This is a genomic window from Streptomyces capillispiralis (genome assembly GCF_007829875.1).
GTDB classification, from domain to species: domain Bacteria; phylum Actinomycetota; class Actinomycetes; order Streptomycetales; family Streptomycetaceae; genus Streptomyces; species Streptomyces capillispiralis.
This window is the reverse complement of sequence record NZ_VIWV01000001.1, coordinates 7,681,016-7,706,073: the sequence shown is the minus strand read 5'-3', so window position 1 is coordinate 7,706,073 and position 25,058 is coordinate 7,681,016. Positions and strand designations below refer to the sequence as shown.

Annotated in this window: 25 protein-coding genes and 2 pseudogenes; 16 read left to right on the top strand and 11 right to left on the bottom strand. The window is 73.7% G+C overall.

Annotation, left to right across the window (positions count from 1 at the left end; translation table 11 throughout):
* Positions 1-3: 3 nt before the first annotated feature.
* Positions 4-579, bottom strand: a complete 576-nt coding sequence (locus FHX78_RS37205) for a hypothetical protein (protein WP_189908669.1) — start codon at positions 577-579, stop codon at positions 4-6.
* A gap of 124 nt (positions 580-703) precedes the next feature.
* Positions 704-1,672: an alpha/beta hydrolase gene (locus FHX78_RS33705; RefSeq protein ID WP_145871128.1), complete on the bottom strand. Its 969-nt coding sequence runs from the start codon at positions 1,670-1,672 to the stop codon at positions 704-706.
* A gap of 187 nt (positions 1,673-1,859) precedes the next feature.
* On the opposite strand from FHX78_RS33705, the gene FHX78_RS33700 reads away from it, so the two are divergent.
* From FHX78_RS33700 to FHX78_RS33675, 6 genes are all read left to right on the top strand, one after another.
* On the top strand, positions 1,860-2,330 hold the full coding sequence (locus FHX78_RS33700; RefSeq protein ID WP_189908668.1) for a MarR family winged helix-turn-helix transcriptional regulator: 471 nt from the start codon (positions 1,860-1,862) through the stop codon (positions 2,328-2,330).
* Between the two features lie 150 nt (positions 2,331-2,480).
* The gene (locus tag FHX78_RS33695) at positions 2,481-3,170 is read left to right on the top strand and encodes a nucleotidyltransferase family protein (protein WP_145871127.1); all 690 of its coding nucleotides are present in this window, start codon (positions 2,481-2,483) and stop codon (positions 3,168-3,170) included.
* Positions 3,171-3,191: 21 nt separating this feature from the next.
* Complete coding sequence (locus tag FHX78_RS33690) at positions 3,192-3,479, top strand: BON domain-containing protein (protein ID WP_145871126.1); 288 nt, start codon at positions 3,192-3,194, stop codon at positions 3,477-3,479.
* Positions 3,476-4,246, top strand: a complete 771-nt coding sequence (locus FHX78_RS33685) for a metallophosphoesterase family protein (RefSeq protein ID WP_145871125.1) — start codon at positions 3,476-3,478, stop codon at positions 4,244-4,246. Before FHX78_RS33690 ends, FHX78_RS33685 begins: the two co-directional genes overlap by 4 nt.
* A gap of 260 nt (positions 4,247-4,506) precedes the next feature.
* Positions 4,507-6,171: an alkaline phosphatase D family protein gene (locus FHX78_RS33680; RefSeq protein ID WP_145871124.1), complete on the top strand. Its 1,665-nt coding sequence runs from the start codon at positions 4,507-4,509 to the stop codon at positions 6,169-6,171.
* 159 nt (positions 6,172-6,330) lie between these two features.
* Positions 6,331-7,701: a trypsin-like serine protease gene (locus tag FHX78_RS33675; RefSeq protein ID WP_145871123.1), complete on the top strand. Its 1,371-nt coding sequence runs from the start codon at positions 6,331-6,333 to the stop codon at positions 7,699-7,701.
* 76 nt (positions 7,702-7,777) lie between these two features.
* Here the strand turns inward: FHX78_RS33675 and FHX78_RS37790 are convergent, their stop codons facing one another.
* The 6 genes and pseudogenes from FHX78_RS37790 to FHX78_RS33650 all read right to left on the bottom strand — a co-directional run.
* Complete coding sequence (locus tag FHX78_RS37790) at positions 7,778-8,884, bottom strand: serine hydrolase domain-containing protein (RefSeq protein ID WP_229924218.1); 1,107 nt, start codon at positions 8,882-8,884, stop codon at positions 7,778-7,780.
* Positions 8,881-9,798, bottom strand: a complete 918-nt coding sequence (locus FHX78_RS37785; protein WP_229924217.1) for a DUF6895 family protein — start codon at positions 9,796-9,798, stop codon at positions 8,881-8,883. Before FHX78_RS37785 ends, FHX78_RS37790 begins: the two co-directional genes overlap by 4 nt.
* Positions 9,795-10,793 carry a DUF6895 family protein gene (locus tag FHX78_RS33665; protein WP_145871122.1) on the bottom strand — a complete coding sequence of 333 codons (999 nt, stop codon included), beginning with the start codon at positions 10,791-10,793 and terminating at the stop codon, positions 9,795-9,797. The genes FHX78_RS37785 and FHX78_RS33665 overlap by 4 nt, the downstream gene beginning before the upstream one ends.
* Positions 10,790-11,482: a hypothetical protein gene (locus tag FHX78_RS33660; RefSeq protein ID WP_145871121.1), complete on the bottom strand. Its 693-nt coding sequence runs from the start codon at positions 11,480-11,482 to the stop codon at positions 10,790-10,792. Before FHX78_RS33660 ends, FHX78_RS33665 begins: the two co-directional genes overlap by 4 nt.
* A 22-nt stretch (positions 11,483-11,504) precedes the next feature.
* The gene (locus FHX78_RS33655; RefSeq protein ID WP_145871120.1) at positions 11,505-11,684 is read right to left on the bottom strand and encodes a hypothetical protein; all 180 of its coding nucleotides are present in this window, start codon (positions 11,682-11,684) and stop codon (positions 11,505-11,507) included.
* Positions 11,685-11,882: 198 nt separating this feature from the next.
* Positions 11,883-12,367, bottom strand: a pseudogene (locus FHX78_RS33650) (cytochrome P450 family protein); the annotation flags it as partial.
* Between the two features lie 324 nt (positions 12,368-12,691).
* On the opposite strand from FHX78_RS33650, the gene FHX78_RS33645 reads away from it, so the two are divergent.
* The 5 genes from FHX78_RS33645 to FHX78_RS33625 all read left to right on the top strand — a co-directional run bounded on the left by FHX78_RS33645 (position 12,692) and on the right by FHX78_RS33625 (position 18,896).
* Positions 12,692-13,552, top strand: a complete 861-nt coding sequence (locus FHX78_RS33645; protein ID WP_145871119.1) for a class II glutamine amidotransferase — start codon at positions 12,692-12,694, stop codon at positions 13,550-13,552.
* A 5-nt stretch (positions 13,553-13,557) separates the two neighbouring features.
* Complete coding sequence (locus tag FHX78_RS33640) at positions 13,558-16,230, top strand: winged helix-turn-helix domain-containing protein (RefSeq protein ID WP_145871118.1); 2,673 nt, start codon at positions 13,558-13,560, stop codon at positions 16,228-16,230.
* A 97-nt stretch (positions 16,231-16,327) separates the two neighbouring features.
* On the top strand, positions 16,328-18,007 hold the full coding sequence (locus FHX78_RS33635) for an MFS transporter (protein ID WP_145871117.1): 1,680 nt from the start codon (positions 16,328-16,330) through the stop codon (positions 18,005-18,007).
* 17 nt (positions 18,008-18,024) lie between these two features.
* Entirely contained in the window at positions 18,025-18,558 is a 534-nt protein-coding gene (locus FHX78_RS33630; RefSeq protein ID WP_145871116.1) for a hypothetical protein, read from the top strand.
* A 140-nt stretch (positions 18,559-18,698) separates the two neighbouring features.
* Positions 18,699-18,896, top strand: a complete 198-nt coding sequence (locus FHX78_RS33625; RefSeq protein WP_145871115.1) for a hypothetical protein — start codon at positions 18,699-18,701, stop codon at positions 18,894-18,896.
* A 49-nt stretch (positions 18,897-18,945) separates the two neighbouring features.
* Here FHX78_RS33625 and FHX78_RS33620 read toward each other — a convergent pair whose 3' ends face one another.
* Entirely contained in the window at positions 18,946-20,355 is a 1,410-nt protein-coding gene (locus FHX78_RS33620; protein ID WP_145871114.1) for a DUF2252 domain-containing protein, read from the bottom strand.
* A complete protein-coding gene (locus FHX78_RS33615; protein WP_145871113.1) occupies positions 20,352-20,984 on the bottom strand; it encodes a potassium channel family protein in 633 nt (210 codons plus the stop codon). The genes FHX78_RS33620 and FHX78_RS33615 overlap by 4 nt, the downstream gene beginning before the upstream one ends.
* Positions 20,985-21,315: 331 nt before the next feature.
* Here FHX78_RS33615 and FHX78_RS33610 point away from each other — a divergent pair, with 331 nt between their 5' ends.
* The 4 genes from FHX78_RS33610 to FHX78_RS33595 all read left to right on the top strand — a co-directional run bounded on the left by FHX78_RS33610 (position 21,316) and on the right by FHX78_RS33595 (position 24,029).
* On the top strand, positions 21,316-21,780 hold the full coding sequence (locus FHX78_RS33610) for an SHOCT domain-containing protein (RefSeq protein WP_145871112.1): 465 nt from the start codon (positions 21,316-21,318) through the stop codon (positions 21,778-21,780).
* 31 nt (positions 21,781-21,811) lie between these two features.
* The gene (locus FHX78_RS33605) at positions 21,812-22,258 is read left to right on the top strand and encodes a DUF7144 family membrane protein (protein ID WP_145871111.1); all 447 of its coding nucleotides are present in this window, start codon (positions 21,812-21,814) and stop codon (positions 22,256-22,258) included.
* Positions 22,259-22,370: 112 nt separating this feature from the next.
* Positions 22,371-23,648 carry a diacylglycerol/lipid kinase family protein gene (locus FHX78_RS33600; RefSeq protein WP_229924219.1) on the top strand — a complete coding sequence of 426 codons (1,278 nt, stop codon included), beginning with the start codon at positions 22,371-22,373 and terminating at the stop codon, positions 23,646-23,648.
* A gap of 117 nt (positions 23,649-23,765) precedes the next feature.
* Positions 23,766-24,029: a hypothetical protein gene (locus FHX78_RS33595; RefSeq protein WP_145871109.1), complete on the top strand. Its 264-nt coding sequence runs from the start codon at positions 23,766-23,768 to the stop codon at positions 24,027-24,029.
* A gap of 124 nt (positions 24,030-24,153) precedes the next feature.
* Here FHX78_RS33595 and FHX78_RS33590 read toward each other — a convergent pair.
* Positions 24,154-24,300, bottom strand: a pseudogene (locus FHX78_RS33590) (cytochrome P450); the annotation flags it as partial.
* A gap of 173 nt (positions 24,301-24,473) precedes the next feature.
* On the opposite strand from FHX78_RS33590, the gene FHX78_RS33585 reads away from it, so the two are divergent.
* Entirely contained in the window at positions 24,474-24,980 is a 507-nt protein-coding gene (locus FHX78_RS33585; RefSeq protein WP_145871108.1) for a hypothetical protein, read from the top strand.
* Positions 24,981-25,058 lie beyond the last annotated feature (78 nt).

Genomic DNA, 25,058 nt, shown 5'->3' with positions numbered 1-25,058 from the left:
GGCTCAGCGGGTGGGCCGGCTGTCGCGCGGCTGTTCTGGGGCGCCGTTCCGGTCCGGGTGGGGGCCGGGGTGGGAGCCGTGGTGCGTGGTGGCCTCGGCGACCTGTTTCAGCGCGGAGGCGGTGGCGGTGTCGCCCACTTTGGCGGGCTGTTCGCGTACGGGGTGTTCCGCCTGGCCGGGCCGGTGGCGGGAGGGGGTGAGCCGGTCGCCGGGGCCGGGGGGCGGCTCGGCGGGGGCGTGGTCGTCGCGGATGCCGGCCCCGGCCCGCCCGTCCGCTGCGGCCGGTGGGGGCGGGCCCGGCTCGCCGTCCTCCCGCTGTCCGGGGCGTGGCTGGGTGAGCCAGGCGACGGCGGCGCCGGTCAGTGCCACCGGCCATTCGACGATGCCGGCCACTCCGAGGACTCCGGCTCCGGTGTAGACGGCGATCCGGCGTCCGCGCGGGGACACCGCGCCGATGGCGTCGAGGGTGCCGCCGGCCACCCGGCCCACCTGCTGCGCGCCCGGCAGATGCCGCAGTCCCGAGACGACGGCCCGCAGGGGCTGCGGAAGATCCGGCGAACGAGTCGTGTCCTGGTCCATGACGACCTCCACGAGCGCATCCCTGGGGTGCACTCATCGGCTTCCCTACCTTTTGCCCCATATTCAGCCTTGACCGGCCCGGGCGCTTTTCTTGTACGCCCGAGCCGGTCTCCGGCCCTCCGGGTCAGGCGGTGCCGAGCGCTCCGCGCAGGACGGCGACCGCCTGGGCGATGGCGGCCTCGGCGGCGTGCGTCCCGCGCAGGGCGTTGAGCATCACGAAGTCGTGGATGATGCCCTGGTAGCGGACGGCGGTGACGGGGACGCCGGCCTGGCGGAGCTTGTCGGCGTACGCCTCGCCCTCGTCGCGCAGCACGTCGGCCTCGCCGGTGACGACCAGGGCCGGGGGCAGGCCGGTCAGCTGCTCGGTGGTGGCGCGCAGCGGGGAGGCGGTGATCTCGGCGCGCTGCGAGGCGTCGGTCGTGTACTGGTCCCAGAACCACCGCATGGCGTCGCGCCGCAGGAAGTACCCCTCGGCGAACTGGTGGTAGGAGCCGGTGTCGAAGTTCGCGTCGGTGACCGGGTAGAAGAGCACCTGCTGGACGAGGGGGACGTCGCCGCGCTCCTTGGCCATCAGGGTGAGGGCGGCGCTCATGTTGCCGCCGACCGAGTCGCCCGCCACGGCGATCCGGGTGGCGTCCAGGTCCTTGCCGGCGCCGTCGGTGACGATCCAGCGGGCGACGGCGTAGTTCTGCTCGATGGCGACCGGGTAGCGGGCCTCGGGCGAGAGGTCGTACTCGGGGAAGACCACCGCCGCGCCGGTGCCGACGGCGAGTTCGCGGACCAGGCGGTCGTGGGTGTGGGCGTTGCCGAAGACCCAGCCGGCGCCGTGGATGTAGAGGATGACGGGAAGCTGCCCGGTGGCGCCCGCGGGGCGGACGACGCGGGCCCGCACCTGGCCGGTGGGGCCGCCCTGGACGGTCACCCACTCCTCGTCGACGGCGGGCTTGTCGATGTCGCCGGACTGGACCTCGTCGACGGTCTTGCGGCCTTCCGCGGGGCCCAGGTCGAAGAGGTAGGGCGGGTTGGCGGTGGCCTCGGCGAACGCCTGGGCTGCGGGCTCGAGGACGGGACGGTGGGCGGTGGTGCCGGTCATGGCGCGCTCCTCGGATCGGGTGCCGCCGCCGGGCCCCGGGCCGGGGTCCGGCGGGATCGGCGGCACACCAGGAAAGTAGCGCCCGAATAAGTCGTGCGCAACTAATTAGAGGCCGATTCGTTCGCCCACGACTTACTCGCTCCCGATAGAATCGACGGGACCGCAATACGGAACGTGGGTGATCACCATGGACGGCACGACGGACGGCAGCCCCGCCCCCGCACCGGACGAGAGGTCGCTGCTCCTCGACGACCAGCTCTGCTTCGCCCTGTACGCGGCCTCCCGGGCGGTCACCGCCCGGTACCGGCCCCTGCTGGAGGAGCTGGACCTGACCTACCCCCAGTACCTGGTCCTGCTGGTGCTCTGGGAGCGGGACTCGATCTCCGTACGGGAGCTGGGGGCCGCGCTCCAGCTGGAGTCCAGCACCCTCTCCCCGCTGCTGAAGCGCCTGGAGGCGAACGGACTGCTGCGCCGCGAGCGCCGCAGCGACGACGAGCGGTCGGTCGCCATCCGCCTGACCGACGAGGGCGCCGGGCTCCGTGAACGCGCCCGCGCCGTCCCGTCGGCCATCGGCGACGCCATGGGCCTCACACCCGAACAGGACGCCACGGCCAAACAGCTGCTGCGCCTGCTCGTCGCCAACGTCACCCGGCGCTGAGCCGCAGCGGACTCCGCACGCCATTCACCCTCGTCCGTGTCGGAACGGACGCGCCGGGTACTAGGTGCTGGCAGCAGGCACACGGACCCGTCCCGGACGGCGGGAACGGGCGGCGGGCACAGGGCCCGCACGATGGCGGAAGGAGCGGTCATGACGGAGAACGGCGAGGACGCCACGCTCGTACGGCGCCCGGGAAGCCCGGACCTCCGTCTGGCCCCGGACGCCCCGGGACAGGCGCCACCCCTGGACGTGCGGTGCGGGCCGAGCCCCGACGAGAGCGAGGCGGAGCTGCCCCGCGACCGCAACCAGGCGATCCTGGAGGCGGCCAAGCAGGTCGGCGCGGTCCTGAAGCGGGGCGGGCACCTCTTCGCGCTCGCCGGCAGCGTCGCCGTCCACGCCCACGGCGGCAGCGGCAACCTCCAGCACGACGTCGACTTCTGCGTCCGGCCCGAGGACGCCGAGCCGGTGGCCGCCACCCTGCGCGAGGCCGGACTGACCGTCTACACCCCGCCGGAGGACTGGCTGCTCAAGGCCACCTGCTTCGGCCAGGACGTCGACCTCATCTTCGAGCTGGCGCACCGGCCGGTCTCCACCGAGATGCTCCACCGCGCGCAGGAACTGCCGGTGGAGTCGGTGCGCATGCCGGTCCTGGCCCCCACCGATCTGCTGTGCGGCCTCATCGCCGCCTTCTCCGAGCACCACTGCGACTTCGGCGCGGTCCTGCCCATCGCCCGCGCCCTGCGCGAGAAGGTCGACTGGGACCGGGTACGGCGCGACTGCGGGGACGAGCCCATGCCCGCGGCCTTCTTCTTCCTCCTGGAACGCCTGAACGTCATCTGACCGTCCGCGGAAGGAACGCCCATGAACACCCACGACGCCGGACCGGTCGGCGGCACGGCGGCCGGACAGAGCGCGGAGTACCGCGTCGCCCACCTCCAGGACCGGCTCGCCTCCGGGGAGCTGGGCGAACTCGGCGTGCGGGTCGAGGTCCGCGGCGGGGCCGTACTGGTCACCGGGACGGTCCCCTCGGCCAGGTGCCGCGAGGAGGTCCTGGGGACCGTGCGGGAGGAACTCGCCGGTCTCGAGGTGCACTGCGACATCGTGGTCAGCGAACCCTCGTCGCCCGACCACGCGGAGGAGCTGTCATGATCCGCATCGCCGCCGTCGGCGACATCCACATGGGACCCGACACACGGGGCGTGCTCCGCCCCGCGTTCGACACCCTGCCCGAGTGCGCCGACCTGCTGCTGCTGGCCGGCGACCTCACCCGGCACGGCACCGTCGCGGAGGCCCGGGTGGTGGCCGACGAGATCCGGGGCCTGGGCGTGCCGGTGGTCGCCGTGCTCGGCAACCACGACCACCACGACGACCGGCCGGACGAGGTCTCGGCCGTGCTGCGGGACGCCGGCGCCCATGTCCTGGAGGGAGAGGCGGCCATCGTGCGGGCCGGGGACCTGCGCGTCGGGGTGGCCGGCACCAAGGGGTTCGGCGGCGGGTTCGTCGGGGCGAGCGCCGGTGAGTTCGGCGAGCCGGTGATGAAGGAGTTCGTCCGGGTCTCCCGCCGGTGCGCCGACGGCCTGCGCGCCTCCCTGGAACACCTGGACGAGGAGGGCTGCGACGCCCGGATCGCCCTCACCCACTACTCCCCCGTGCCGGAGACCCTGGCCGGTGAGCCGCTGGAGATCTACCCGTTCCTGGGTAGCTATCTGCTGGCCGAGGCCATCGACACGGCCGGCGCCGACCTCGCCGTGCACGGCCACGCGCACGCCGGCAGCGAGCACGGCATGACCACCGGCGGCGTCAAGGTGCGCAACGTCGCCCAGCCGGTCATCGGCCGCGCCTTCCACGTCTACCACCTGCCGGTGCGCGAGCGCGTCAGCGCCCGCTCCGGCTCGGAGGCGACGACGACCGCCTGACCCGTCCCCCGTCCCGCAGCGCCGTCGGTCCGCACCGGCGGCGCTTCGTCGTGTCCGGGACCGGTCCGCGTACCGCCTCCTGTGTGAACACCCCGCAAGGCGCGCAGGTTTTACCCCATTTGTCTGCTTAGCATGCAGGCTCCGCGCCCCGTGGCCGACGTCGCCACGCACCCGCCCGGGGCGCGGGCCGCGCTCGCCTGCCCGCGCCCGCCGCCGGCCTGCGCCCGTCGATCCGCCGGACCCGTACGAGAGGACACCAGATGGCGCTGTCGGGCCGTTCCGGACCACCGTCCCAGCTCGCCCCCACCCCGCACGACACCGAACTGCGCGCCGCGGCACGGCATCTGGCCCGCCGTCGCTTCCTGACCGTGACCGCCGCGGCCGCCGCCCTCGCCTTCAGCACCAACCTGCCCACGCGCGGCGCCTTCGCCGCGCCCCGGCTCGACGCGGCCCGGATCACCGAGGACCCCTTCACCCTCGGCATCGCCTCCGGCGACCCGCTGCCCGGCTCGGTGCTGATCTGGACCCGGCTCGCCCCGGTCCCCTTCGCCCCGGACGGGGGTCTGGGACAGCAACGGGTCGACGTCTCCTGGGAGGTCGCCCTCGACGAGGCCTTCGTCCTGGTCGTGCGGCAGGGCACCGCGGCCGCCCATCCCGAGTACGGGCACAGCGTCCGCGTCGACGTGCAGGGCCTGGATCCGGACAGCCACTACTACTACCGGTTCCGCACCGGCGCCTGGATCAGCCCCGTCGGCCGCACCCGCACCGCTCCCGCCGACGGCGACGACACCGCGAGCCTCAGACTGGCCGCGGTGGCCTGCCAGGCGTACCACGACGGCTACTACACGGCGCACGGGCACCTCGCGCGGGAGGACGTCGACGTGGTGTTCCACCTCGGCGACTACCTCTACGAGTACGCCGTCGACTCCGCGGGCGGGGCGCGCGCCTACACCGACGTCGTGCTGCCGTCCGTGTTCAACCGCGAGACGGCGACCCTGGCGGACTACCGGATGCGCTACGCGCTCTACAAGAGCGACCCCGACCTGCGCGCCGTCCACGCCGCCCACCCGTTCGTCGTCACCTGGGACGACCACGAGACCGAGAACAACTACGCGGGCGCCATCGACGAGAACGGCAGCGACCCGGCGCAGTTCCTCACCCGCCGCGCCGCCGCCTACCGCGCCTACTGGGAGAACCAGCCGCTGCGCGCCGACCAGCTCCCCGAGGGCCCCGACGCCCAGCTGTTCCGCCGGCTGCGCTGGGGCACGCTCGCCCAGTTCGACGTCCTGGACACCCGTCAGTACCGCGACGACCAGGCGTACGGCGACGTTCCGCACGTCCCCGGGCCCGAGTCGGACGACCCGGCGCGCAGCCTGACCGGGGACGCCCAGGAGCGCTGGCTGACCGACGGGTGGGGCACCTCGACGGCGCTGTGGAACGTGACGGCCCAGCAGGTGTGCTTCTCCCAGCGGAAGATGGACCTGAACGCGCAGGCCAAGGTCTCCATGGACGCCTGGGACGGCTACCGCGCCAACCGCGGCCGGGTCGTCGCGGGCGCGAAGGCGGCCGGTGTCGCCAACTGGATGGTCCTCACCGGTGACGTCCACGTCGGGTACGCCTTCGACATCAAGGACGACTTCGACGACCCGGACTCCGCCACCCTGGGCACGGAACTGACCTGCACCTCCGTCGCCAGCGGCAGGAACGGGGCCGAGCGGCCGGCGAACTGGGACACCTACATGCGGGCCAACCCCCACCTGAGGTTCTACGACGGCCGGCGCGGTTACGTACGGGTCGAGCTGGGCCGGGAGAACGCGCGGGCCGACTTCCGGATCGTCCCGGCCGTGACGACGCCCGGCGCCCCGGTCTCCACGGCCGCCTCCTTCGTCACCGAGGTGGGCTCGCCCGGTCTGACGCCCGCCTGACGGCGCGGGGCGCCCGATGTCCCGGCCGCGTACTGCACATGGCGTCCGTTCGTGTCACCAAAGCGCGAATTGCCGCGCGTCGCGGCATCGTGCCGGGCGCCACGGGCTAGGCCTGAGGCTGCTCGGCAGCCCCACCCCGGAACGAAGGAGACACACCGCATGCTCCCCAGCCATGCCCGGACCGTGCGCCGGTCGGCCCTCACGGCGCTCGGCGCCCTCGTCCTCGCCGGGCTCCCCGCCGCCGCGGCGGCCGACGCCACGCCCGCGGCCGGGCCGGTGCCCGGCGCCGCCCAGACCCTCGGCGCCGACCGGCCCTCGCCCCACCTGCTCGCCGCACTCCAGCGCGACCTGGGCCTGAACTCCCAGCAGGCCTCCGAACGGCTGGTCAACGAGGCGGAGGCGGGCACCCGCGCGGGCCGGCTGCGCAACTCCCTGGGCGACCGGTTCGCGGGGGCCTGGGTGGGCGGCGAGACCTCCGAGGAGCTCACGGTCGCGACCACCGACGACAAGGACGTGCCGGCCATCGAGGCCCAGGGCGCCACGGCCAGGGTGGTCCAGCGCACCCTCGCCGACCTCCAGGCGGCCAAGCGGAAGCTCGACGCGGCGGCCACCCAGGTCAAGACGCTCGACACGCCGGTCTGGTACGTCGACGTACCGAAGAACCGCATCATGGTGCAGGCGACCAGCCAGGCCGCGGGCACCGCCTTCGTCGAGGCCGCGGGGCTCCAGGGCGAGGACGTCGGCATCCGCATGACGGCGGTGCGGCCGCGGCTGCTCCAGGACATCACCGGCGGTGACGCGTTCTACATCGACGGCACCGCGCGCTGCTCCGTCGGCTTCTCCGTCACCAAGGGCGCGCAGGCGGGCTTCGTCACCGCCGGCCACTGCGGCCGGAGCGGCGCGACGACGACCGGGTACGACCGCACCGCGCAGGGCACCTTCCAGGCCTCCACCTTCCCCGGCAAGGACATGGCGTGGGTGGCGGTCAACGACCAGTGGAAGCCCACGCCCGACGTCAAGGCGCAGGACGGCCAGGAGGTCCAGGTGACCGGTTCGGCGCAGGCGCTCGTCGGGGCGTCGGTGTGCCGTTCCGGCTCGACCACCGGATGGCACTGCGGGACCATCGAGCAGCACGACACCAGCGTCAGTTACGCGCAGGGCACGGTCGACGGGCTGACCCGGACGACAGTGTGCGCGGAGCCGGGCGACTCGGGCGGTCCGTTCGTCACGGGCGCCCAGGCACAGGGCGTCACCTCCGGGGGTTCCGGGGACTGCACCAGCGGCGGTACGACGTTCTACCAGCCCGTCAACCCGATGCTGAGCGACTTCGGGCTCACGCTGACCACCTCCGCCGCGCAGACGACGCCGGACCAGCAGGACGACGGCGCGCAGGCGTGGACGGAGGGCCGGGTCTACGAGACCGGGGCCACGGTGACCCGCGACGGCGTGCGGTACCAGTGCCTGCAGACCCACCAGGCGCAGGGCGCGTGGGCGCCGGCCGGCACTCCGGCGCTGTGGCAGCGGCTGTGACCGCCTGACCCGGACGCCTCGGCGCCGACGGCGGCCTGGTGCCGCCGTCGGCGCCGAGGCGTTCTCGCGGGGCCGGTCACTCCCCCGCGAGCAGGGCGTAGGCGGTGGCCAGGAACGGGTCGCGGGCGCGGAAGCGGCGGGTGCACACCGCGGCCAGGGCGGTGCCGGTGTCCGGCCGGAAGCCGAGGAAGGCCTGCTGGCCGAGGGTCGCCCCGCTGTGGAAGTACAGCGGGCCGGCGTCCGTCGGATGCCGGAACCAGGCGACCGTGTGCACGTGCCGGTGCCCGTGACCGCGGCGGAGCACGGGGACGCGTACGGCCTCCAGCGCGCCGGACAGCTCCGGTGACCGGGCGGGGTCGAGATGGGCCTCGAGGAAGGTGAGCAGGTCGTGCGGCGTGGCCCGGACGGCGCCGGCCGCCTGGAAGCCGCCCGCGTCGAAGGCGGGCACGGTCCTGGTGCCGTCCTTGGTGTGCCCGGTGGCGTCGAGTCCGGGGCCGTCCGCGCGCAGGGCCGTGCCGCGCAGCGCGAGGGGGCGCAGCAGCCGGCCGGTGACCAGGTCCTCCCAGGGGGTGCCGGTGGCGGCGGCGAGGGCGTGGCCGAGCACGGCGACACCGAAGTTGGAGTAGCGCCAGCGGGTGCCGGGCCGGTGGCGGGGGCGGTGGCGCAGGAACGCGTCGATCACGAGCGCGTCGGGGTAGCGGCCGTAGGGGTTGCTGCGCCAGGCGGGCAGGGCCCGGCGGTGGAAGCCGGCCGGGAGTGCGGGCAGTCCGGCGGTGTGGGTGACGAGGTGGGCGAGGGTGGCCGGTGCCGGGCCGGCCGGCCGGCCGCCGTCGAGGAGCGCGGCGGCCGGGTCCCCGGCGGACACCCGGCCGCTGTCGGTCAGCCCGGCCAGCAGCAGCCCGGTGAACGTCTTGGTGGCCGAGCCGATCTCGTAGCGCAGGGTGTCGCGGGGGTGCGCGGGGGGCGCGGCGGTCCCGCCGCTGCGTACGGTGCGCCGGCCCCGGTGGGAGAGGGCGAAGACGGCGTCGGGGGCGTCGGCCGCCGCGACGGCGTCCTGGAGCCGTTCGCCCCAGCGCTGGTCGTCCCCGTCGTCCTCGGCGGAGTGCGGGTCCGGGCGGGCCGGCGGTTCGTCCCGCCGGTCCGAGGGCCGGCCCGGCCAGGGCGTGCGGTACGCCGTGGTCACGAGGCCCGGGCCAGCTCGGTCAGGGCGCGGGAGGTGGCCAGGACGGAGGCGAAGGCGGCGACCAGCGTCGAGTGGTAGACGACGTCGAACACCGCTTCCGGGTCTCCCTCGGGCATCGTGCGGATCGCGGGCATGGCGCCGTCCGGCTCCTGTGCGGCGGCGAACGCCCGCCAGGCGGGCTCGTCCAGGGTGGGCCGGGGCAGGCAGGCGTCGACCACGAGGAGTTCGCCGAGCAGGTCCCAGCGCCGCAGGTCCAGCCAGTCGTCGATCCACGCCGGCAGCCAGGTGGCGAGGTAGTCGGCGATGTCCGGGGGCAGACCCCGGGGGTTCTCCCCCCAGTCGGTCAGGTGGAAGACGCAGTGGGTGATGTCGTAGGCGATGTGGCCCTCGACGGTCCAGGGTTCGGGGGTGTGGGCCAGCCAGGTGCTGCGCAGGGCCTCGGACTCGGGGGGCCGGGGGGTGAGTCCGAAGCGGCGCTGGAACGCGGAGAGGCCGAGCCGCCGGGTGGGGGTCACCTCGAAGGCCGGCCAGTTGTCCAGCCGGTGGTTCAGCACGACGGCGCGCTCCACCTCGGGCTGGCTGTAGCCGAGTTCGCGGAACGGCAGGTACACCTCGAACGGGATCGGGGAGGCCGGTTCGGTCCGCTGCCCGCGCACCAGCATGGTGCCGCCGTCCAGGGTCTCGCGCCAGACGTGGTCGAGGAGCTGGCGGGCGAGCTGCGCCTGGCGGGAGCCCGCGACGCCCTCGCGGAACAGCACCTTGCAGACCAGGGCGAGTTCGCCGACGGGTTTGAAGCGTTCCAGGAAGCCGGTCTCGGGGTCCGCGTCGGGTTCCAGGCGGAAGCCGTCGCGGTGGGCCCAGAGCCATTCCAGGGCGCCGACTCCGACGGTGTGGATGAGGCGGGTGTCGGTCATTCCGGCGCTCCTTGTCCGCCGTGCCGGTGCCGCGTCCCGGTGCCGACGGGCGGGCGGGCGGGGCGTGCTGTGGTCAGGACGGCCGCGAAGGCGGCCATGAGGGTGGAGTGGTAGTGGCGCAGGAAGTGGGCCCGGTCGTCGGGGAGTCCGGCGTCCCCGGGGTCCGCCGGCGCGGGGTCCTGGTGCTTCAGCGGGAGTTCGCCGTGGGGGCCCCGGGCGGCGCGGAGCGCCTGCCAGGCGTCCCGCGGTGCCGGATCGCCGGTGCGGCGGGCGACGACGGCGGCCACGGCCAGCAGTTCGCCGCTCAGGTCCCACATCCCGGCCTCCAGGCAGGTGTCGAGCCAGGGCGGCAGCCAGTCGGCGAGGTAGCCGACGAGGTCCGGCGGCAGGCCGTCGGGGTCCCGTCCCCAGTCGGTGAGGTGGAAGACCACGTGGGTGAGGGCGTATCCGGCGTCGCGTTCGAAGGTCCACGGTTCGGGCAGTCCGCCGAGCCAGGTGCGGGGCAGCTCGTGCGGGGCCCACGCGGGGCGGTGGATGCCGCAGCGTTCCTCGGCGCGCAGGACGCCGAGCCGCCGGGTCGGATCCTGTTCGGTGAGCCGCCATCCCCGGGTGCGGGCCACCACGGCGGCCGCCTCCTCGAAGGCGGGGTGGCGGAACCCGGCGGAGGCCAGGGCCGCGTACACCTCCAGGGGGTAGGTGGCGAAGGGCTCCAACTGCTGGAGGCGGCGGAAGAGTTCGCCGCCGTCCGTCTCCCGCCAGGCGAAGTCCAGCAGGGCGCGGGCCCGTGCGTGCAGCGGGTCGGGTGGGGCGGTGTGGTGGGCGACGGTCGCGCAGACCTGGGCCAGTTCGCCCAGGGGTTTCCAGCTGTTGTCGACCTCGCCGTCGACGGCCAGGGCGTCCTCGCCGAGGGCGAAGTCGGCGCGGCACGTGTCCACCCAGGCGAGCGCGTCCTCGGCGATCCGCCGGATGGGGGCGGTGTCGTCGGGCGCGGTCACACCGGGGCTCCGGCCCGCATCTGCCGCGCCGCCTGCACGTGCAGGGCGACGAGCGGGTCCTGTCCGCCCATCAGTTCCACGAAGTCCAGGCCCGCTTCGAGGCCCACGGTGTCCGGTACGCCGGACAACAGGGTCAGCCAGCGTCCGGCGCCGGCGGCCTGCCGCCAGTCCCTGCGGCGCACCGCGCGGACGAAGCCGCGGGCGACGTCCACGGGCCGGCGTCCGGCCAGGCGGCCGAGCGCGCAGTCCTCACCGGGCAGCGCGAGCGGGGCCAGCACGGCGAGTTGGTGGGTGAGGAACTGCCAGTCCGCCTCGTCGAGCCAGCCGGTGCCGGGCTCCTCCGGCGGTCCCGTGAAGGAGGGGTCGGCGTGCCGCAGCGTGCGGGCCATGCCCCAGTGGCTCCAGCGGACGGTGGGCGCGGCGTCCGCGCGGGGCGGGTACGCCTCGACCGCCTTCCGGAACACGGCCACCTCCGCCGGGTCGGGCGGGGTGCGCAGCAGGAGGGCCGGCAGCAGTGCGTCGGATCCCAGTACGCGTACGGCGGCGAGGGCGAGTTCATCCGCTTCCCCGTCGGTCCCCGCCGGGGGGACCGATCGCGCGTGGTCTCCGCCCCGAAGGGCGGAGACCACGCCGGAAGCGATGTCCTGCACCGCGCCCTGCAAGAGGGTCGAAGTGCCCGACTGCTCCATCTGACTACTCCCGTCGATCCGTTCAGCCCTTCTTCGGACGCGGGGTCGGGGGCGACAGCAGCAGCTTCGTCGAGCCGGAGAGGAGAGCCAGGGCGGCGCACTGGCGGCTGTCGCGGTACACACCGTCGGCCTCGACCGGGTCGAGGGCGGCCTCGATGTCGATTCCGGTCAGTTCCTTGGTGAGTGTTTCTTCGGGACGCATGACACCATCTCCCTGAGGTGTAGCGAGTACCTTCACTCCCCAGAATCACCCGAATCGGACAAACCATGCCACTTTTCCCATGACTTGCTTTCGTCACTTCTTCAACATGCCCGGGCCGGGCGGGCGGGGAGAAGGGCGCCGGCGACGGCACGGCGGGCGGACGGTGGAGGCCGCGGGAACACCGCCCCTGACCCCTGCTCAGCGGATCCCGGCGAGCAGGACACCGCTGTGCGGGCGGGTCGGCACACGGTGCGGGGAGATGGTGAGGTTCTGCTCGGGCACCGTGTACTCCATTCGGGCGAGCCGCACCGCCAGCGCCTCCAGCCCGCCGACGGTGACGCCCTCGCCGGGGCAGCGGTGCCCGGTGGCGGGGTCGCCGCCGCCCTGCGGGATCAGTTCGTCGCGCTCGACGGGCCGTTCGAGGAACCGCCCCGGCCGGAACGCGTACGGATCGCCCCACAGCGACTCGTCGTGGTTCTGTCCGTACACAGTTCCACCGCGGCCGTCTTCGCGTCGAGCGGCTCCCCGTCCGCGTCGCGGTGCCGGCACACCAGGTCGGGCACCGAGCCGGCGGGGGCGGCGGCCGCGCCGGAGCGCACCTCGCGCACCAGCCCGGCCGGCCGTTCCTCCTGCCGGGCGCGGGCGCGCCGGGCCCGCAGGTGACGCGGCCCGCCCGGCAGGAAGAGTGCGCAGGCTCTTCAGGTCGGGCGACGTGCCCCGTCGGGCAGCGGAGGCTTCCTCGCGCCGGGCGTGCGTCCGTTGTTCAGGCGGCAGAAGCACAGCGCCTCGGTCCCCAGGACGGAGCTGGTGTTCGGCATGCCCGGCCGCCCGGCGCCGGCCCGCCCGGGGCGGGCTCGCGCGCACTGCCCGTCCGCATGCCCGGATGGCTGCCGGAAGCGATACTGGTAGCAGCCGCGGGGCGGCGCCTGCCAGGCGCCGGGGCTGCGGGGAATCCCGCGGCGGGTCACCGCGGTGGCGCCTTCGCCGCCGCCGGAAGGGGCGTCACGATGTGCCGCTGGATCGCCTACTCGGGTACACCCGTCCTCCTCAGCCAGGTTCTGTTCCAGCCGGAGCACTCCCTGATCGACCAGAGTCTGCACTCCCGTATGGGGGTGGAGACGACCAATGGCGACGGCTTCGGTATCGGCTGGTACCCGCGAGAAACGGAAACGGCCGATCCGGCGGTCCTGCGGGATGTCGGCCCGGCCTGGAACGACCGCAATCTGCGGGAAGTCGCCCATCACACGCGCTCGGGGCTGTTCTTCGGGCACATCAGGGCTTCGACGGGAACGGCGGTGCAGCAGAGCAACTGCCACCCCTTCCGCAGCGGTCGGTGGCTGTGGATGCACAACGGGATGATCAGTGGGTTCCGTCGGATCCGGCGTGATCTCGCCTTGGCCGTCGCCCCTGACCTGTACGCCGACATGGAGGGCTCCACCGACTCCGAGATCATGTTCTTCCTCGCCCTGACCTTCGGTCTGGCCGACGACCCGCCCGGTGCGGTGGCCCGCATGGCCGGTTTCGTGGAGACGACCGCGGAGGCGCACGGCATCCCGCACCCGCTGCAGATGACCGTCGCGGTGACCGACGGCGAACGCGTGTGGGCCTTCCGTTACTCCAGTGAGGGCCGCTCGCGATCGCTGTACGTCAGCACCAAGGTGGATGCCCTGCGCGCGCTCCACCCCGATGTGTCGTTCCTGCGTGAGCTGTCCGACGAGACCCGTCTGGTCGTGTCGGAGCCCCTGGGGGACCTGCCGGGGGCGTGGAACGAGGTGTCCGAGAGCAGCTACGGCGTCGTCCAGCCGGACGGGGGCGCACTCCACCGCTTCAGGCCCGAGTACGCCGACGGTCCGGGCCCGCGGGGGTGAGGGGCGTGGGCACGGCCGACGGCACGGCCCGGGCACCGGCTGACGGAGGCACCGACCCGCTGGGCGATCCGTACCTGCGGACGCGGTTCACCCTTCCCTCCCGGCCTGCCACCTTCTTGCGGCGGCAGCGGCTCGTCGTGCATCTGGATCAGGCTCTGCGCACACCGCTGACGCTGGTCAACGGTTCGGCCGGTGCCGGCAAGACACTGCTGACGGCCGACTGGGCCGCGGGACTGCGGCTGCCGGTCGCCTGGTTGACCGTCGAGGCCGAAGATCACCGGCCCGGTGTCTTCTGGGCGTACGTCTTCGAGTCCCTGCGCGTGTGCGGGGCGCGGGTGGACGGCGCCGCCGGGGCGCCTGCGGACGCGAGCGGCGTGGGACGCGGGCTGCTGGCCTCGCTCGCCACCGAGCTGAACGCCCGCGACTGTCCTGTGGTCCTCGTGCTCGACGAGTACGACCGGATGACCGCCGCCGAGGTCGCGGAGCAACTGGAGTTCGTCCTGCGCCACGCCGGACAGGGGCTGCGCCTTGTGCTCGTCACCCGGACCGAGCCGCTGCTCCCGCTGCACCGCTACCGGGCCGCCGACGAACTGACCGAGATCCGCGGCGCCGAGCTGTCCTTCACCCCGGAAGAAGCCGACGCGCTGCTGCGGCTGCACGGACTGCGCCTTTCCGCGCACGCCGCTTCCGCTCTGGTGGACCGCACCCGGGGCTGGGCCGCCGGGCTGCGGCTGTCCGCCCTGGCGGCCCGGGAGGCCACCGACCCCGAGCAGTACCTGAAGGAGTTCGAGGCGGGCCACAGCACGGTCGCGGACTTCCTGATCGCGGAGGTCCTGAAGGGAAGGACAGAGGAGATGCAGGACCTGCTGCTGCGGGTCAGCGTCCTGGACCGCTTCTGCCCGGACTTGGCCGACGCCCTGACGCTGCGGACGGACGCCGAACGCCTCCTCGCCGGGCTGCACCGGGAGAACGCGTTCATCGAGCGGCTGGGACACTCCTGGTACCGGCTGCACCCGCTCTTCCGGGAGATACTCCGGGCCCACCTGCGCGAACGCATGCCCGGTGCGGAAGCGGAGCTGCACCTGCGAGCCGCGCGATGGCTGCGCCGTTCCGGCTTCCTCCCGGAGACGCTCGCCCATGGAGTCGCGGGCGGCGACTTCGATCTGGCCGCCGGCGCGCTCGTCGACGACCTCGCGATCGGGCAGCTCTTCACGGGCCTCCACTCGGACGCCCTGACCCAGCTCTTCGCCGGCATGGGGCCCGAAACAAGGAGCCCGGCGAGCGACCTCGTGCGGGCGGCCAGGGCATTGGACCGAAGCGACCTCGATCACGGTCTGGGCAGGCTGCGACGGGCCCAGGAACAGCTTTCCGGAACCGAGGATTCTCCCCGCCTGGCGGCGGCCCGGCTGAGCTGCACGCTGTTGGAGACGCTCGCGGCCCGGCTCACCGGATGCCCGCCACGGGCCGAGCAGGCCGCCGCGACGGCCGAGGAACTGCGTCGGGACCTGCCGGACCATCTGCTGGACGAGCATCCGGAACTGACCGCCTTGCTGCTGACACATGTGGGCTCGGCCCGTCTGTGGGAAGGACGCTTCGACGACGCGCGTGCCGTGCTGACCCGTGTGGCCGGTGCCCCGGGGGGATCCGCCACCGTCCTGCCCCGGGTGGAGTCGATGGGGCACCTGGCCCTGCTCGACTACCTGAACGGCTGGCTCGGCCGGGCGGAACGCAGGGCTCTGGCCGCGGTGTCCGAGGCAGAGCGGGCGGGTCTGCGCCGGCCTCCCGGCGCGGGCCTCGGCCGCCTGGTCCTGGCTGCGGTGGCCGTGGACCGACAGGAACTGGGCCGAGCCCGGGTCCTGCTCGCCGAGACGGCCCGGTTCCCGGCGCGAGAGCACGATCCGGTGCCGACGGCGGGGCGGGCCCTCGCCGTCTCACGCCTTCTCCTCGACGACGGTGAGACACACGCCGCTGCCGAGGCGGCGGAGCCGGCCGTGTCCGCGGCGGTGCCGTCCCCCTGGGCGGAGAGTCACACGGCGGTCGTCCGCTCTGCCGCCTGCCTCGTCGACGGACGGCCGGACGAAGCCGTGCGACTCCTCCACGGCGTCTCCGCCGGCCAACCGCCGTGCGCCGTGGAAGCGGCGGCGATCCAGGCCGCCGCGGGGCGTCCCCGTGCGGCGGCCGAACTGCTCGGCGCCGTGCGCGCCGAGGGACGCACCGGCCCCGCGGTGAGCGTGGGGGCGGCGCTGGTGCAGGCCCGGGCGGCGCAGGAGTCGGGCGACACGGTCACCGCCCGCAGGCTCGTCGCGCGTGCCCTTCTCGACGCCCGGCGCGAGCGTCTGCGGCGCCCTTTCCGCCAGGCGGGAGACTGGATCAAGCCACTGCTGGCCACGGCCCCACTGCACGAACTCGCCGCGGGCTGGCTCCTGTCCGGCCGGCCAGGAGCGCACGGCGAGCCCGTGCGGCCCGAGCCCGCGCTCCTGGTGCCGGTGGAGCTGAGCGGACGCGAACGTGATGTGCTGCGCCGGCTGGCCCGCATGATGTCCACGGAGGAGATCGCCGCCGACCTGTACGTGTCGGTCAACACCGTGAAGACCCATCTCAAGAGCGCCTACCGGAAGCTGGCGGTGAACCGGCGCGGTGACGCGGTACGCCGGGCGTCCGACCTCGGCCTCCTGTGACCTCCCCCGCGAGGGGTGAGGCACGCGGCGCCACCGCCGGGGTGCGATGGGAGGACCGTGCCGCGGCGCACGGTCCGACTCGGCGAGGTGGGACGACGTGAAGCAGTGGCGGGCCCTGGCAGTCCTCGGTACGGCCCAGTTCCTGATGGTGCTGGACACCTCCGTGATGAACGTGTCGATCAGCCAGTTGGTCGAGGACTTCGACACGGAGGTCACCGCCATCCAGGCCGTCATCACCCTGTACGCGCTGGTCATGGCCGCTTTCATGCTCATCGGCGGCAGGCTCGGGGACATCCTTGGCCGGCGCCGCTTGTTCCTCGCGGGACTGACCGTGTACGGGGTCGGCTCGGCCGTGACCGCTCTGGCGCCCACGCTGTGGGTCCTCACCCTGGGCTGGTCCGTCGTCGAGGGGCTCGGGGCCGCCATGGTGCTGCCGGCCATGGCGGCGCTGGTCGCGCAGTCGTACCGCGGACGGGACCGGGCCGTCGCCTACGCGGTCATCGGCGGGCTCGCCGGCGCCGGGATCGCGGTCGGCCCACTGCTGGGCGGCTGGATGACGACCTACCTCACCTGGCGGCTGGTCTTCGCCGGTGAGGTACTCGTCGTCGTGGCCGTGCTGCTGTGCCGGCGGGTGATCGCGACGCCCGCCCCGGCCGCGCAGCGCCCCCGGCTGGACGGGGGCGGCGCGGTGCTCTCCGCCACCGGGCTGGGGCTGGGCGTGCTCGGGGTGCTGCAGAGCAGCACCTGGGGCTGGGTCGAGCCCCGCACCCCTCCCTTCACCGTCCTGGGCTTCTCCCCCACCCTCTTCATCGTCGGGGCAGGAGTCGCCGTGCTGACCCTGTTCAGGGGCTGGGAACGGCGGCGGGAGGCCCGGGGCTCCGACCCCCTGGTGCACCTGGCCCTGCTGGGCAGGCCCGTGCTGCGGGCCGGCCTGACGACGCTGCTGAGCCAGAACCTCATCCTCCTTGGCCTGTTCTTCGCCATTCCGCTCTACCTCCAGGTGGTGCAGGGCTTCGACGCCTTCCAGACGGGGCTGCGCCTGCTGCCGGTTTCGGCCGCCATGCTGGTGACCTCCCTGTGCGGGTCCGCGCTGGGGCACAGGATGGGACCGCGCCGGGTGGTGCGGCTGGCCCTGGTGATTCTGGCGGCGGCCGTGGTGTGGCTGCTGGCCACGATCGACCCGGTCATCGACGACGCCCAGTTCGCCGGGGCGATGGCCGTGCTGGGCGTGGGCGTCGGTCTGCTCGCCTCGCAGCTCGGCAACGTCGTGCAGTCCGGTGTCGGCGAGGCCGAGCGCGGTGAGGCCGGAGGGCTGCAGTTCACGGCCCAGAATCTGGGCTCGGCGCTGGGCACCGCGCTCATCGGCTCGATCCTGGTCGGGGCGCTGGCAGGTGCCTTCACCACCCAGGTCGAGGACGACCCGCGGCTGTCCCGGGCCGCTCGCGAGCAGGTCGGGGTCCGTCTGGAGGCCGGCGTCACCTTCGTCCCGACCGAGCAGGTGCGTGCCGCGGCCGAGGAGGCCGGGCTGCCGCCGTCCGAGGTCGACGCCGTGGCGGACTCCTATGCCACCGCCCAACTGGACGGGCTGAAGGCGGCGATCCTGGCCACGGGCGGCGTCGCGCTCGCGAGTTTTCTCCTCACCGCGCGTCTTCCGACCGACCGGACAGGGCGCCCGTCCGAACCGGAACCCGAGCCCCGTGCCGCGCCCGAACCCGAGCCCCGTGCCGGGCCCGGCGCCGGGCACCGGACAACCGGACCGACCGGGCGGACAGGCTGAGCGCGGAGGAGACACAGATGACCGCAGGCGAGACCGGGACGGGACGGTCCACGGACCGGCGGGAGCGGCGGGCCACACACCGGGCCCGCACGGACTACACCGGCGGTGTCTACGGCTCCATGCTCGCGGCCTCCGTCGTGATCGGCGCCGGCACCCTGGGATCGTTCCCCCGCGCCGAACTGGTTCTGCTGCTGTTGCTCACCAGCCTGGTGTTCTGGGCCGCCCACGTGCACGCCGAGTTGTTCGGAGCGCGCCTCGCGCGGCGCACTCCGGACCGGCGGGTGATCCTGCGTGTGTGCCGCGACGAGTGGCCGATCGTCAAGGCCGCCGCACCTCCGGCCGCGGCGATCGCCGTCAGCCCGGTGCTGGGGCTGGAGGTCCAAGGCGCCCTGTGGCTGGCGCTGTCCGTGGCCGTCGCCGGACAGGTGGGCTGGTCCGTCGCGGCGGCACACCGCGCGGGCGCCTCACGCCGACTGGTATGCACCACCGCGACCGTCAACGTACTGCTCGGTCTGGCGATCGTCCTCGTCAAGATCGCATTGACGCACTGAGCACCGGCAGCGCGAACCGGAGTCACCTGTACCGGGTGAGGGCGCCGGCCGGCGAAGCGGCGCAGTATCGTCGCAGGGAGCACCGTCCGCCCCCGGAGCCCCGGACGGTGTCCCGAGCCCGTCCCGTGGAAGGACCGCTCGTGCGCTACGAGATCCGAATCGAGGGACATCTGTCGGAGACGCTGGCCAACGCGTTCCCGGAGCTGAAGCACGTCGTCATGTCCGGCCAGACCGTCCTGTTCGGAACGGTGATCGACGAGGCCCAGCTCTTCGGGCTGCTCACACGCTGCCAGTCCCTTGGCCTGCGCGTCATGGAGATGCGGCAGCTTCCGGAATGACGCCGACGCGACGGTGTGCGCCGGCCGGCTCCTCGCTCCCGGGCCTGCCTCAGAGCCGGGCGGCCGTGATCCGGTCGGAGCGGCAGGCCGCCGCCAGGGCTTCGTGGTCGCGTTCGTTCTGGTCGGCGTAGGACTGGGCGAACTCGGCGAGCGCGCGGTCGAAGCGGTCGCCGCCACCCAGGTACGCGGCGAGCGCGACGGGGTCGCCGGAGCGGGCGTGGGCCCTCGCCAGGCAGGCCCCGCACAGCCGGGCGAAGAGGGAGAGCAGGCCGGGGCCCATGGTCTCCGGCCGTGCGATGCCCTTCCAGTCCCACAACTGGCGCACGTAGAAATCCCGGCCCTTTCCGTCGAGACCTGTGACGTGCGTCCAGCCCAGGAAGATGTCGCTGGTGGTCTGGATCAGCCGCTGGCCGGTCACGACCCTGCGGCCCTGGTTGTCGTGGCGTTCGCCGCCCGTGTGGGGGGCCAGCACCGATTCCGAGGCTTCCTTGGCCTGGAGCAGCAGCGGGTCGTCGTCGTCCCTGCCGAGCAGGAGCAGTACCCAGCAGCGGGTGCCCACGCTGCCCACGCCGACCACCTTGCGGGCCATGTCCACGAGCCGGTAGTGGCGCAGCAGGTGCCGGCGCTCGGGCTGCAGGGTCCTCGCGTAGCCGTTCACGAGGGACCGCAGTTCCTCCTCCCGGCGTGCCTCGGACGGGTCGGCCAGCAGGTCACCGAGCGGGGTGATCAGCGGCGGGTCCGGTGCGATACGCCGGCCCTCGGCCGTGACACGGGTGAGTTTGGCGAACGCCCGCGAGTGCGTCCGTGTACGGGCTTTCGCGGCCGCGTCCCTGAGCCGGTGCCCGGCCTCCTCCTCGGCCTCCGCCGCCAGGAGTTGCCCCACGTGGTCCGCGTCGTCCTGGGCGTACCAGATGTCCAGGGCCGGCATGCCGGCGAACTCCCGCATACGCTCCCGGTAGGCCCGCACGCAAGCCCGTACGGTGCGGTTCTGCTCCTTGGCCGAGAAGCCGTTCGCCCGGGCCGCGATCACGAAACCGGCCGCCAGCCGTTTGACGTCCCACTCGAAGGGGCCGGGCAGGGTCTCGTCGAAGTCGTTGATGTCGAAGACCAGGCGGCGCTCCGGTGAGGCCAGGAGCCGGAAGTTCATCGGATGCGCGTCCCCGCACAGCTGTACCTGGAGTCCGCTGCTGGGCAGAGGAGCCAGGTCGGCCGCCATGACCGCTGCCGCGCCGCGGTAGAAACGGAACGGCGACTCCAGCATGCGGCCGTAGCGGATCGGCACCAGTGCCGGTACGCGCTCGCCGGACTGGCGCTCCAGCAGGCCTACCGGGTCGTCCCGCCGTTGCCCCGCCTCGTACCAGCCGTGGCACGAACGGGGGGCCCGCTCGCGGGCCTTCCTGCCGTACGCGGCCCGCTCCGCGGGCGGCAGCGAGGCGGTGAAGGCAGTGGGTGTCGTCATGGTCCGGCCTCCGGTTCTTCCCCTGGCCCGGCACCGGAGCGCGGCGGAGCCGTCGGCTCCCGGCGCTGTCGGTCCAGCCCTGCCTGCACCGCGCTCGCCAGCACCCGGGCGGCGACACCGACGAGCAGCAGCCCTCCCGCCATCTGCACCATCGTGAGCACCCGCCCCGTCTGGGAGCGGGCCGCGATGTCGCCGAAGCCGACGGTGCAGAACGTGGTCAGGGCGAAGTACAGCGCGTCCGTCCTGTCCAGCGACTCGCTGAAGGAGCCGGGCGCGGAGCGGTCCAGCAGGTAGTAGGAGCCGGCGAAGAGGACCAGGAAGAGCACCAGCGTCGCGGCCAGGCCCTCGACGGCCCTCAGACGCGGATGAGGGGAACGCGCAACGGCCCGCACTTCCCAGCGGAACACCAGGAGGACCGCGAGCAGGCCGCACACCAACAGCACCGACGTGCCGGCCGAGAGCCGCTCGTCCAGGGGCAACAGGTAGTAGGCGGTGACGAGCCCGACGGCGACGGACAGAGCACGCGCGACGGCGACCGCCGCGGCGCCGCGGCGAGAACGGAGCCCGGCAGGTGGGGGCGCTCCTGACGAGGTGCGGCCCGTGCCGCCTCCCGAGGTCGTTTCGCTCATCTCACGTCTCTTCGTCTCATCCGGGCCCGGTGGGCGAGTGTTCCCGGATCCCACCTCACTGCCCCGCCGGAAGGCCGGGATCACCCCTGACGGGTGACCCCGGCCCTCGGTACCCACTCGGGCCGCCCGAGGTGGTGGTCGCCCTGGGCCGGCGGTCCACGGTGCGCGGGGCACGCCCCCGGAAGCAGGCACGTCCGCCGCCACGGCCTGACCGCCGACCGGCCGCGGCGCCACACTCACCCGTGCCGGGTGATGCCGGACGGTGAGCCCCGTGACCACCCTGAGGTCAGTACGCGACGACGGCCGGGCACGCCCGGGACGGAGGACGGACATGAGCGCACGGACCTACCTGGCGTACGACTATCCGCTGCTGGGCGCCTTCTGGACCATGTTGATGATCTTCTTGTGGATCATGTGGATCGTCCTGCTCTTCCGCATCGTCACCGACATCTTCCGGGACGACGGACTGAGCGGCTGGGCGAAGGCCGGCTGGCTGGTGTTCTGCGTCCTCCTGCCCTTCCTCGGCGTGTTCGTCTACGTGATCGCCCGCGGCAGGAACATGGGGCACCGGGAGCGGGCCCAGGCCCGTGCGCAGCAGGAGGAGTTCAACGCCTACATCAGGAAAGCCGCGGCCGGCGGGTCCAGCAGCGTCGACGAGCTGGCCCGGCTCTCCGAGATCCGGGACCGGGGTGCCATCACGGACGAGGAGTTCCGCAGGGCCAAGGACCTGGTCCTGTCCGGTCACGGCCCCGCAGGACGCGCGGACACCGCAGGCACCGGCGTCTCCGCTCGCTGAAACACCCGCATCCCACGAAATGAGGTCCGAGATGACCGCGACACACACCCGCCCGGTACCCACCGCGAGGCAGGAATGGGCGACCGGTCTGACCGCCTTCGCGGCGGTGATGCTCTTCCTCGCCGGTCTGCTCACCCTCTTCCGGGGCATCATGGCCATCGCCGAGGACGACGTCTTCGTCACCACGCCCAGCTACGTCTTCGAGTTCGACCTCACCAGCTGGGGCTGGATCCACCTCGTTCTGGGCGCACTCGCCATGGCCGTCAGCGCCGGGCTGCTCAAGACCGCGGTATGGGCGCGTGTCACCGGGGTCGCCATCGCCGGTCTGGTGATCATCGCCAACTTCCTCTCCCTGCCGTACTACCCGGTGTGGTCCGTCGTCATGATCACCATTTCGGGCTTCATCATCTGGGCCCTGTGCGTGGTGCAGCGCGACGGCGACCTGTACGACCTGTCGGGGGAACGCCAGTCGCGGTAGGGGCGAGGCAGAGACGATGGGCCGACGGGTGGGATCACGAGGCGACGAGCCGAGCGCACCGCGAGCGGCGGGCGGGCGGGGCGGCCACGGTGCCGCGTACGCCCGCGTCGCCATGGTGCTCCTGCTGGGCGGCGTGCTGACGCCACTCGCCGCAGCCGGTCTGCGCAGCGTGCTGTGGGTCCTGGTCGGCGTCGCGGGACTCGCGCTCACCGCCGTCGGCGTGTGGTGGGCACTGGCACACACCGGTGTCGCCCGCATCGTCGGAACAGCTCTTTCCGTGGCCGCGCCGGTCACCGTCCTCGCGCTCTACGCCGCGACCGAGCTGCTGGGTCCCGCCCTGCTGTCGTTCGGCCTCCTGGTACTGGCCGTCGTCGCCGCACGCTGGGCGTTGGCCCCCGCTCCCACCACCTCGGAAGAGGCCGCCGCAGCGCCCCACCACCCCTGGGTGCTCATGAACCGCCGGTCCGGTGGCGGCAAGGTGGACCGGTTCCGCCTGGTGGACAGGGCACGGGCCGCGGGCTGCCGTGTGCACGTGCTCGGTCCCGGCCAGGACGTCACCGCGCTGGCCCGCCAGGCCGTTGCCGACGGAGCGGACCTGCTGGGGGTGGCGGGCGGCGACGGCACCCAGGCCCTGGTCGCCGACGTCGCCGCCCACCACGACGTGCCGTTCGCGGTGATCCCGGCCGGCACCCGCAACCACTTCGCCCTCGACCTCGGCCTCGACCGCGACGATCCGGTGGCGGCGTTGGAAGCCCTGACCGGAGGGAGGGAGTTCCGCGTCGACCTGGGGTATGCCGCGGACCGCGTCTTCGTCAACAACGCCTCGTTCGGCACGTACGCGTCCGTCGTCCATCAGCCCGCCTACCGGGACGCGAAAACCCGTACGGCCTGGAAAACCCTCCCCGGACTGCTCACCGGCGACGACGCACCCGCCTTGCGCATGACGGCCGACGGACAGCGCCTCGCCGGTATCCGGGCACTGCTCGTCAGCAACAACCCCTACGGACGCGCCGTTGACGTGTCGCGCCCGGGACGCAGGGAGCGGCTGGACAGGGGACTCCTGGGGGTGGCGGGCGTCCGGGTCGGCAGCACCGCGGAGGCGGCGCGGCTGGCGAGCCGACCGCACTCCGGCGGCCTCGTCCGGCTCACCGCCGACGAGGTCGTCGTCGAGACCGGCACCGCCACCACGCCGGTCGGCATCGACGGGGAGTACGTCGAGCTGCCCTGTCCCGTGGTGTGCCGCAGCGCACCCGGAGCCCTGCGGGTCCGCGTGCCACACCACCGGCCCGGGAGATCGAGGGCTCGGGGGCCGGCGGCCGACTGGCCGCGCGTGGCCCGGCTGGCGCTGGGCCGGGCGCTGCCCCGTCAGGAGGAACGGGCCCCCGGGTAGGGGCGGCGAGAGCAGCGGGACGTATGCGCCGCCCGGCGGGTTCGGCCCCCTCAGCGGCGCGAACCGTACCCCGAGGGGACGTTGGACGTGGGGGGCGATGAAATGGAGAGACACCTCATGACCCAGGCAAGCACAGACAAGGCGCACAGGTCGTTCCTTTCCCACCCCGCCGTGCGCCGCCTCATACCCTTCGTCCTGATTACCGCGGTCGCTCTGATCTTCATCTTCGAGAATCGTTCGAGTGTCGAGATCCGCCTTCTCATTCCCATGGTGACCATGCCGCTGTGGGGTGCCCTCCTGATCGCCTGGGCCCTCGGCATCCTCGCCTGCGTCTTCACCGTGCGACGACGGTCGAACCGGCACGCACGACGACATGGGTGACGCCTCGGCCCATGCCCGGGCAGCACGGGTTCAGCACCCATCGGCACGCGTTCGCCCGCCGGTCGAGCGCTGTGGCGGCCGGTTGCTCGACAACAGGCGGGTGTGCGTGGGGGATTGAGCGGCGGGGCCCCAGGGCGAGCGCGGGGCGGCCGAGGATCCGGGTGCGGACCACGGGCCCGGGCGGGTCGCGCATCCGGTTGGGCAGCCAGGCGTAGCCCTCGGCCAGCAGCGGCAGGGTGCGGTCGATCAGGGGGCGGCTGAGTACGTCCATGGCCGCCGGGTGCCCCCGAGGTCCCCCGGGGACACGCCGGGCAGCGGACGCCGTACCCGTCCGGGTGTGTCCGAGACCACGTGCCGAAGGAGGTTCGGATCACGCCGGGACGGGCGCGCGGGGGACTACCGTTCCGTGCGGTCCCCTCACCCCCTCGGCTCGGACGGCCCGCAGTGCAAGCAGATCTCTCCCCGGTCATCACGGCGACCGCGCAGTGGCTGACCCGGTCCTTCCCCGCGCCCGGCGGGGCGCTGGCCGCGGCCCTGTGCGAGGCGCAGGCGCGGCAGGCGGTGACGGCCGCGGCCCGGCTGCGGTATCCGACGGCGATGGACGCCGCGCTGGTGGGGCTCGCGGGCCCGGGCGGTTCGGCGCGGCTGGACTGGGTCACCGGCGCCGACGCGGGTGAGGACGCCGAGGCGCAGCCCTGGCGCACCTGGGTCGACGAGGTCGTGGCCAGCTGGGCCGCCTGTCTGCTCACCGATCCCGCGCTGGCGTCCGCCGCGGTGACCGCGCTCACCGGGCACGCGCCCGCCGAGTTCCGCCGCCTCCTCTCCCCCGGCCCCTTCGACCGGCACGCCGGGGCCCTGCTGCGCCACCCCGACCTCCTCGCCCCCGTGGCCGCCCTCCACCACGCGGCCCTCCGCGCCCGCCTGGACCCGGACTCCACGCTCGTCCCCTGACCGCCCGGCTCCCGCGGTGGTTCCCGCGCGGCGCCGAGGTGCCGTCCGCTCACGCCTGTGACCTGCGCGAACGGCGTG

Coding starts and splice junctions, on each gene's coding strand:
- FHX78_RS33615 (WP_145871113.1), bottom strand. CDS start 20,984: ATGAGCGAAACGACCTCGGGAGGCGGCACGGGCCGCACCTCGTCAGGA.
- FHX78_RS33600 (WP_229924219.1), top strand. CDS start 22,371: ATGGTGCTCCTGCTGGGCGGCGTGCTGACGCCACTCGCCGCAGCCGGT.
- FHX78_RS33690 (WP_145871126.1), top strand. CDS start 3,192: ATGAACACCCACGACGCCGGACCGGTCGGCGGCACGGCGGCCGGACAG.
- FHX78_RS37205 (WP_189908669.1), bottom strand. CDS start 579: ATGGACCAGGACACGACTCGTTCGCCGGATCTTCCGCAGCCCCTGCGG.
- FHX78_RS33620 (WP_145871114.1), bottom strand. CDS start 20,355: ATGACGACACCCACTGCCTTCACCGCCTCGCTGCCGCCCGCGGAGCGG.
- FHX78_RS33630 (WP_145871116.1), top strand. CDS start 18,025: ATGACCGCAGGCGAGACCGGGACGGGACGGTCCACGGACCGGCGGGAG.
- FHX78_RS33605 (WP_145871111.1), top strand. CDS start 21,812: ATGACCGCGACACACACCCGCCCGGTACCCACCGCGAGGCAGGAATGG.
- FHX78_RS33705 (WP_145871128.1), bottom strand. CDS start 1,672: ATGACCGGCACCACCGCCCACCGTCCCGTCCTCGAGCCCGCAGCCCAG.
- FHX78_RS33660 (WP_145871121.1), bottom strand. CDS start 11,482: ATGGAGCAGTCGGGCACTTCGACCCTCTTGCAGGGCGCGGTGCAGGAC.
- FHX78_RS33595 (WP_145871109.1), top strand. CDS start 23,766: ATGACCCAGGCAAGCACAGACAAGGCGCACAGGTCGTTCCTTTCCCAC.
- FHX78_RS33675 (WP_145871123.1), top strand. CDS start 6,331: ATGCTCCCCAGCCATGCCCGGACCGTGCGCCGGTCGGCCCTCACGGCG.
- FHX78_RS33700 (WP_189908668.1), top strand. CDS start 1,860: ATGGACGGCACGACGGACGGCAGCCCCGCCCCCGCACCGGACGAGAGG.
- FHX78_RS33610 (WP_145871112.1), top strand. CDS start 21,316: ATGAGCGCACGGACCTACCTGGCGTACGACTATCCGCTGCTGGGCGCC.
- FHX78_RS33655 (WP_145871120.1), bottom strand. CDS start 11,684: ATGCGTCCCGAAGAAACACTCACCAAGGAACTGACCGGAATCGACATC.
- FHX78_RS33695 (WP_145871127.1), top strand. CDS start 2,481: ATGACGGAGAACGGCGAGGACGCCACGCTCGTACGGCGCCCGGGAAGC.
- FHX78_RS33680 (WP_145871124.1), top strand. CDS start 4,507: ATGGCGCTGTCGGGCCGTTCCGGACCACCGTCCCAGCTCGCCCCCACC.
- FHX78_RS33645 (WP_145871119.1), top strand. CDS start 12,692: ATGTGCCGCTGGATCGCCTACTCGGGTACACCCGTCCTCCTCAGCCAG.
- FHX78_RS37785 (WP_229924217.1), bottom strand. CDS start 9,798: ATGACCGACACCCGCCTCATCCACACCGTCGGAGTCGGCGCCCTGGAA.
- FHX78_RS33685 (WP_145871125.1), top strand. CDS start 3,476: ATGATCCGCATCGCCGCCGTCGGCGACATCCACATGGGACCCGACACA.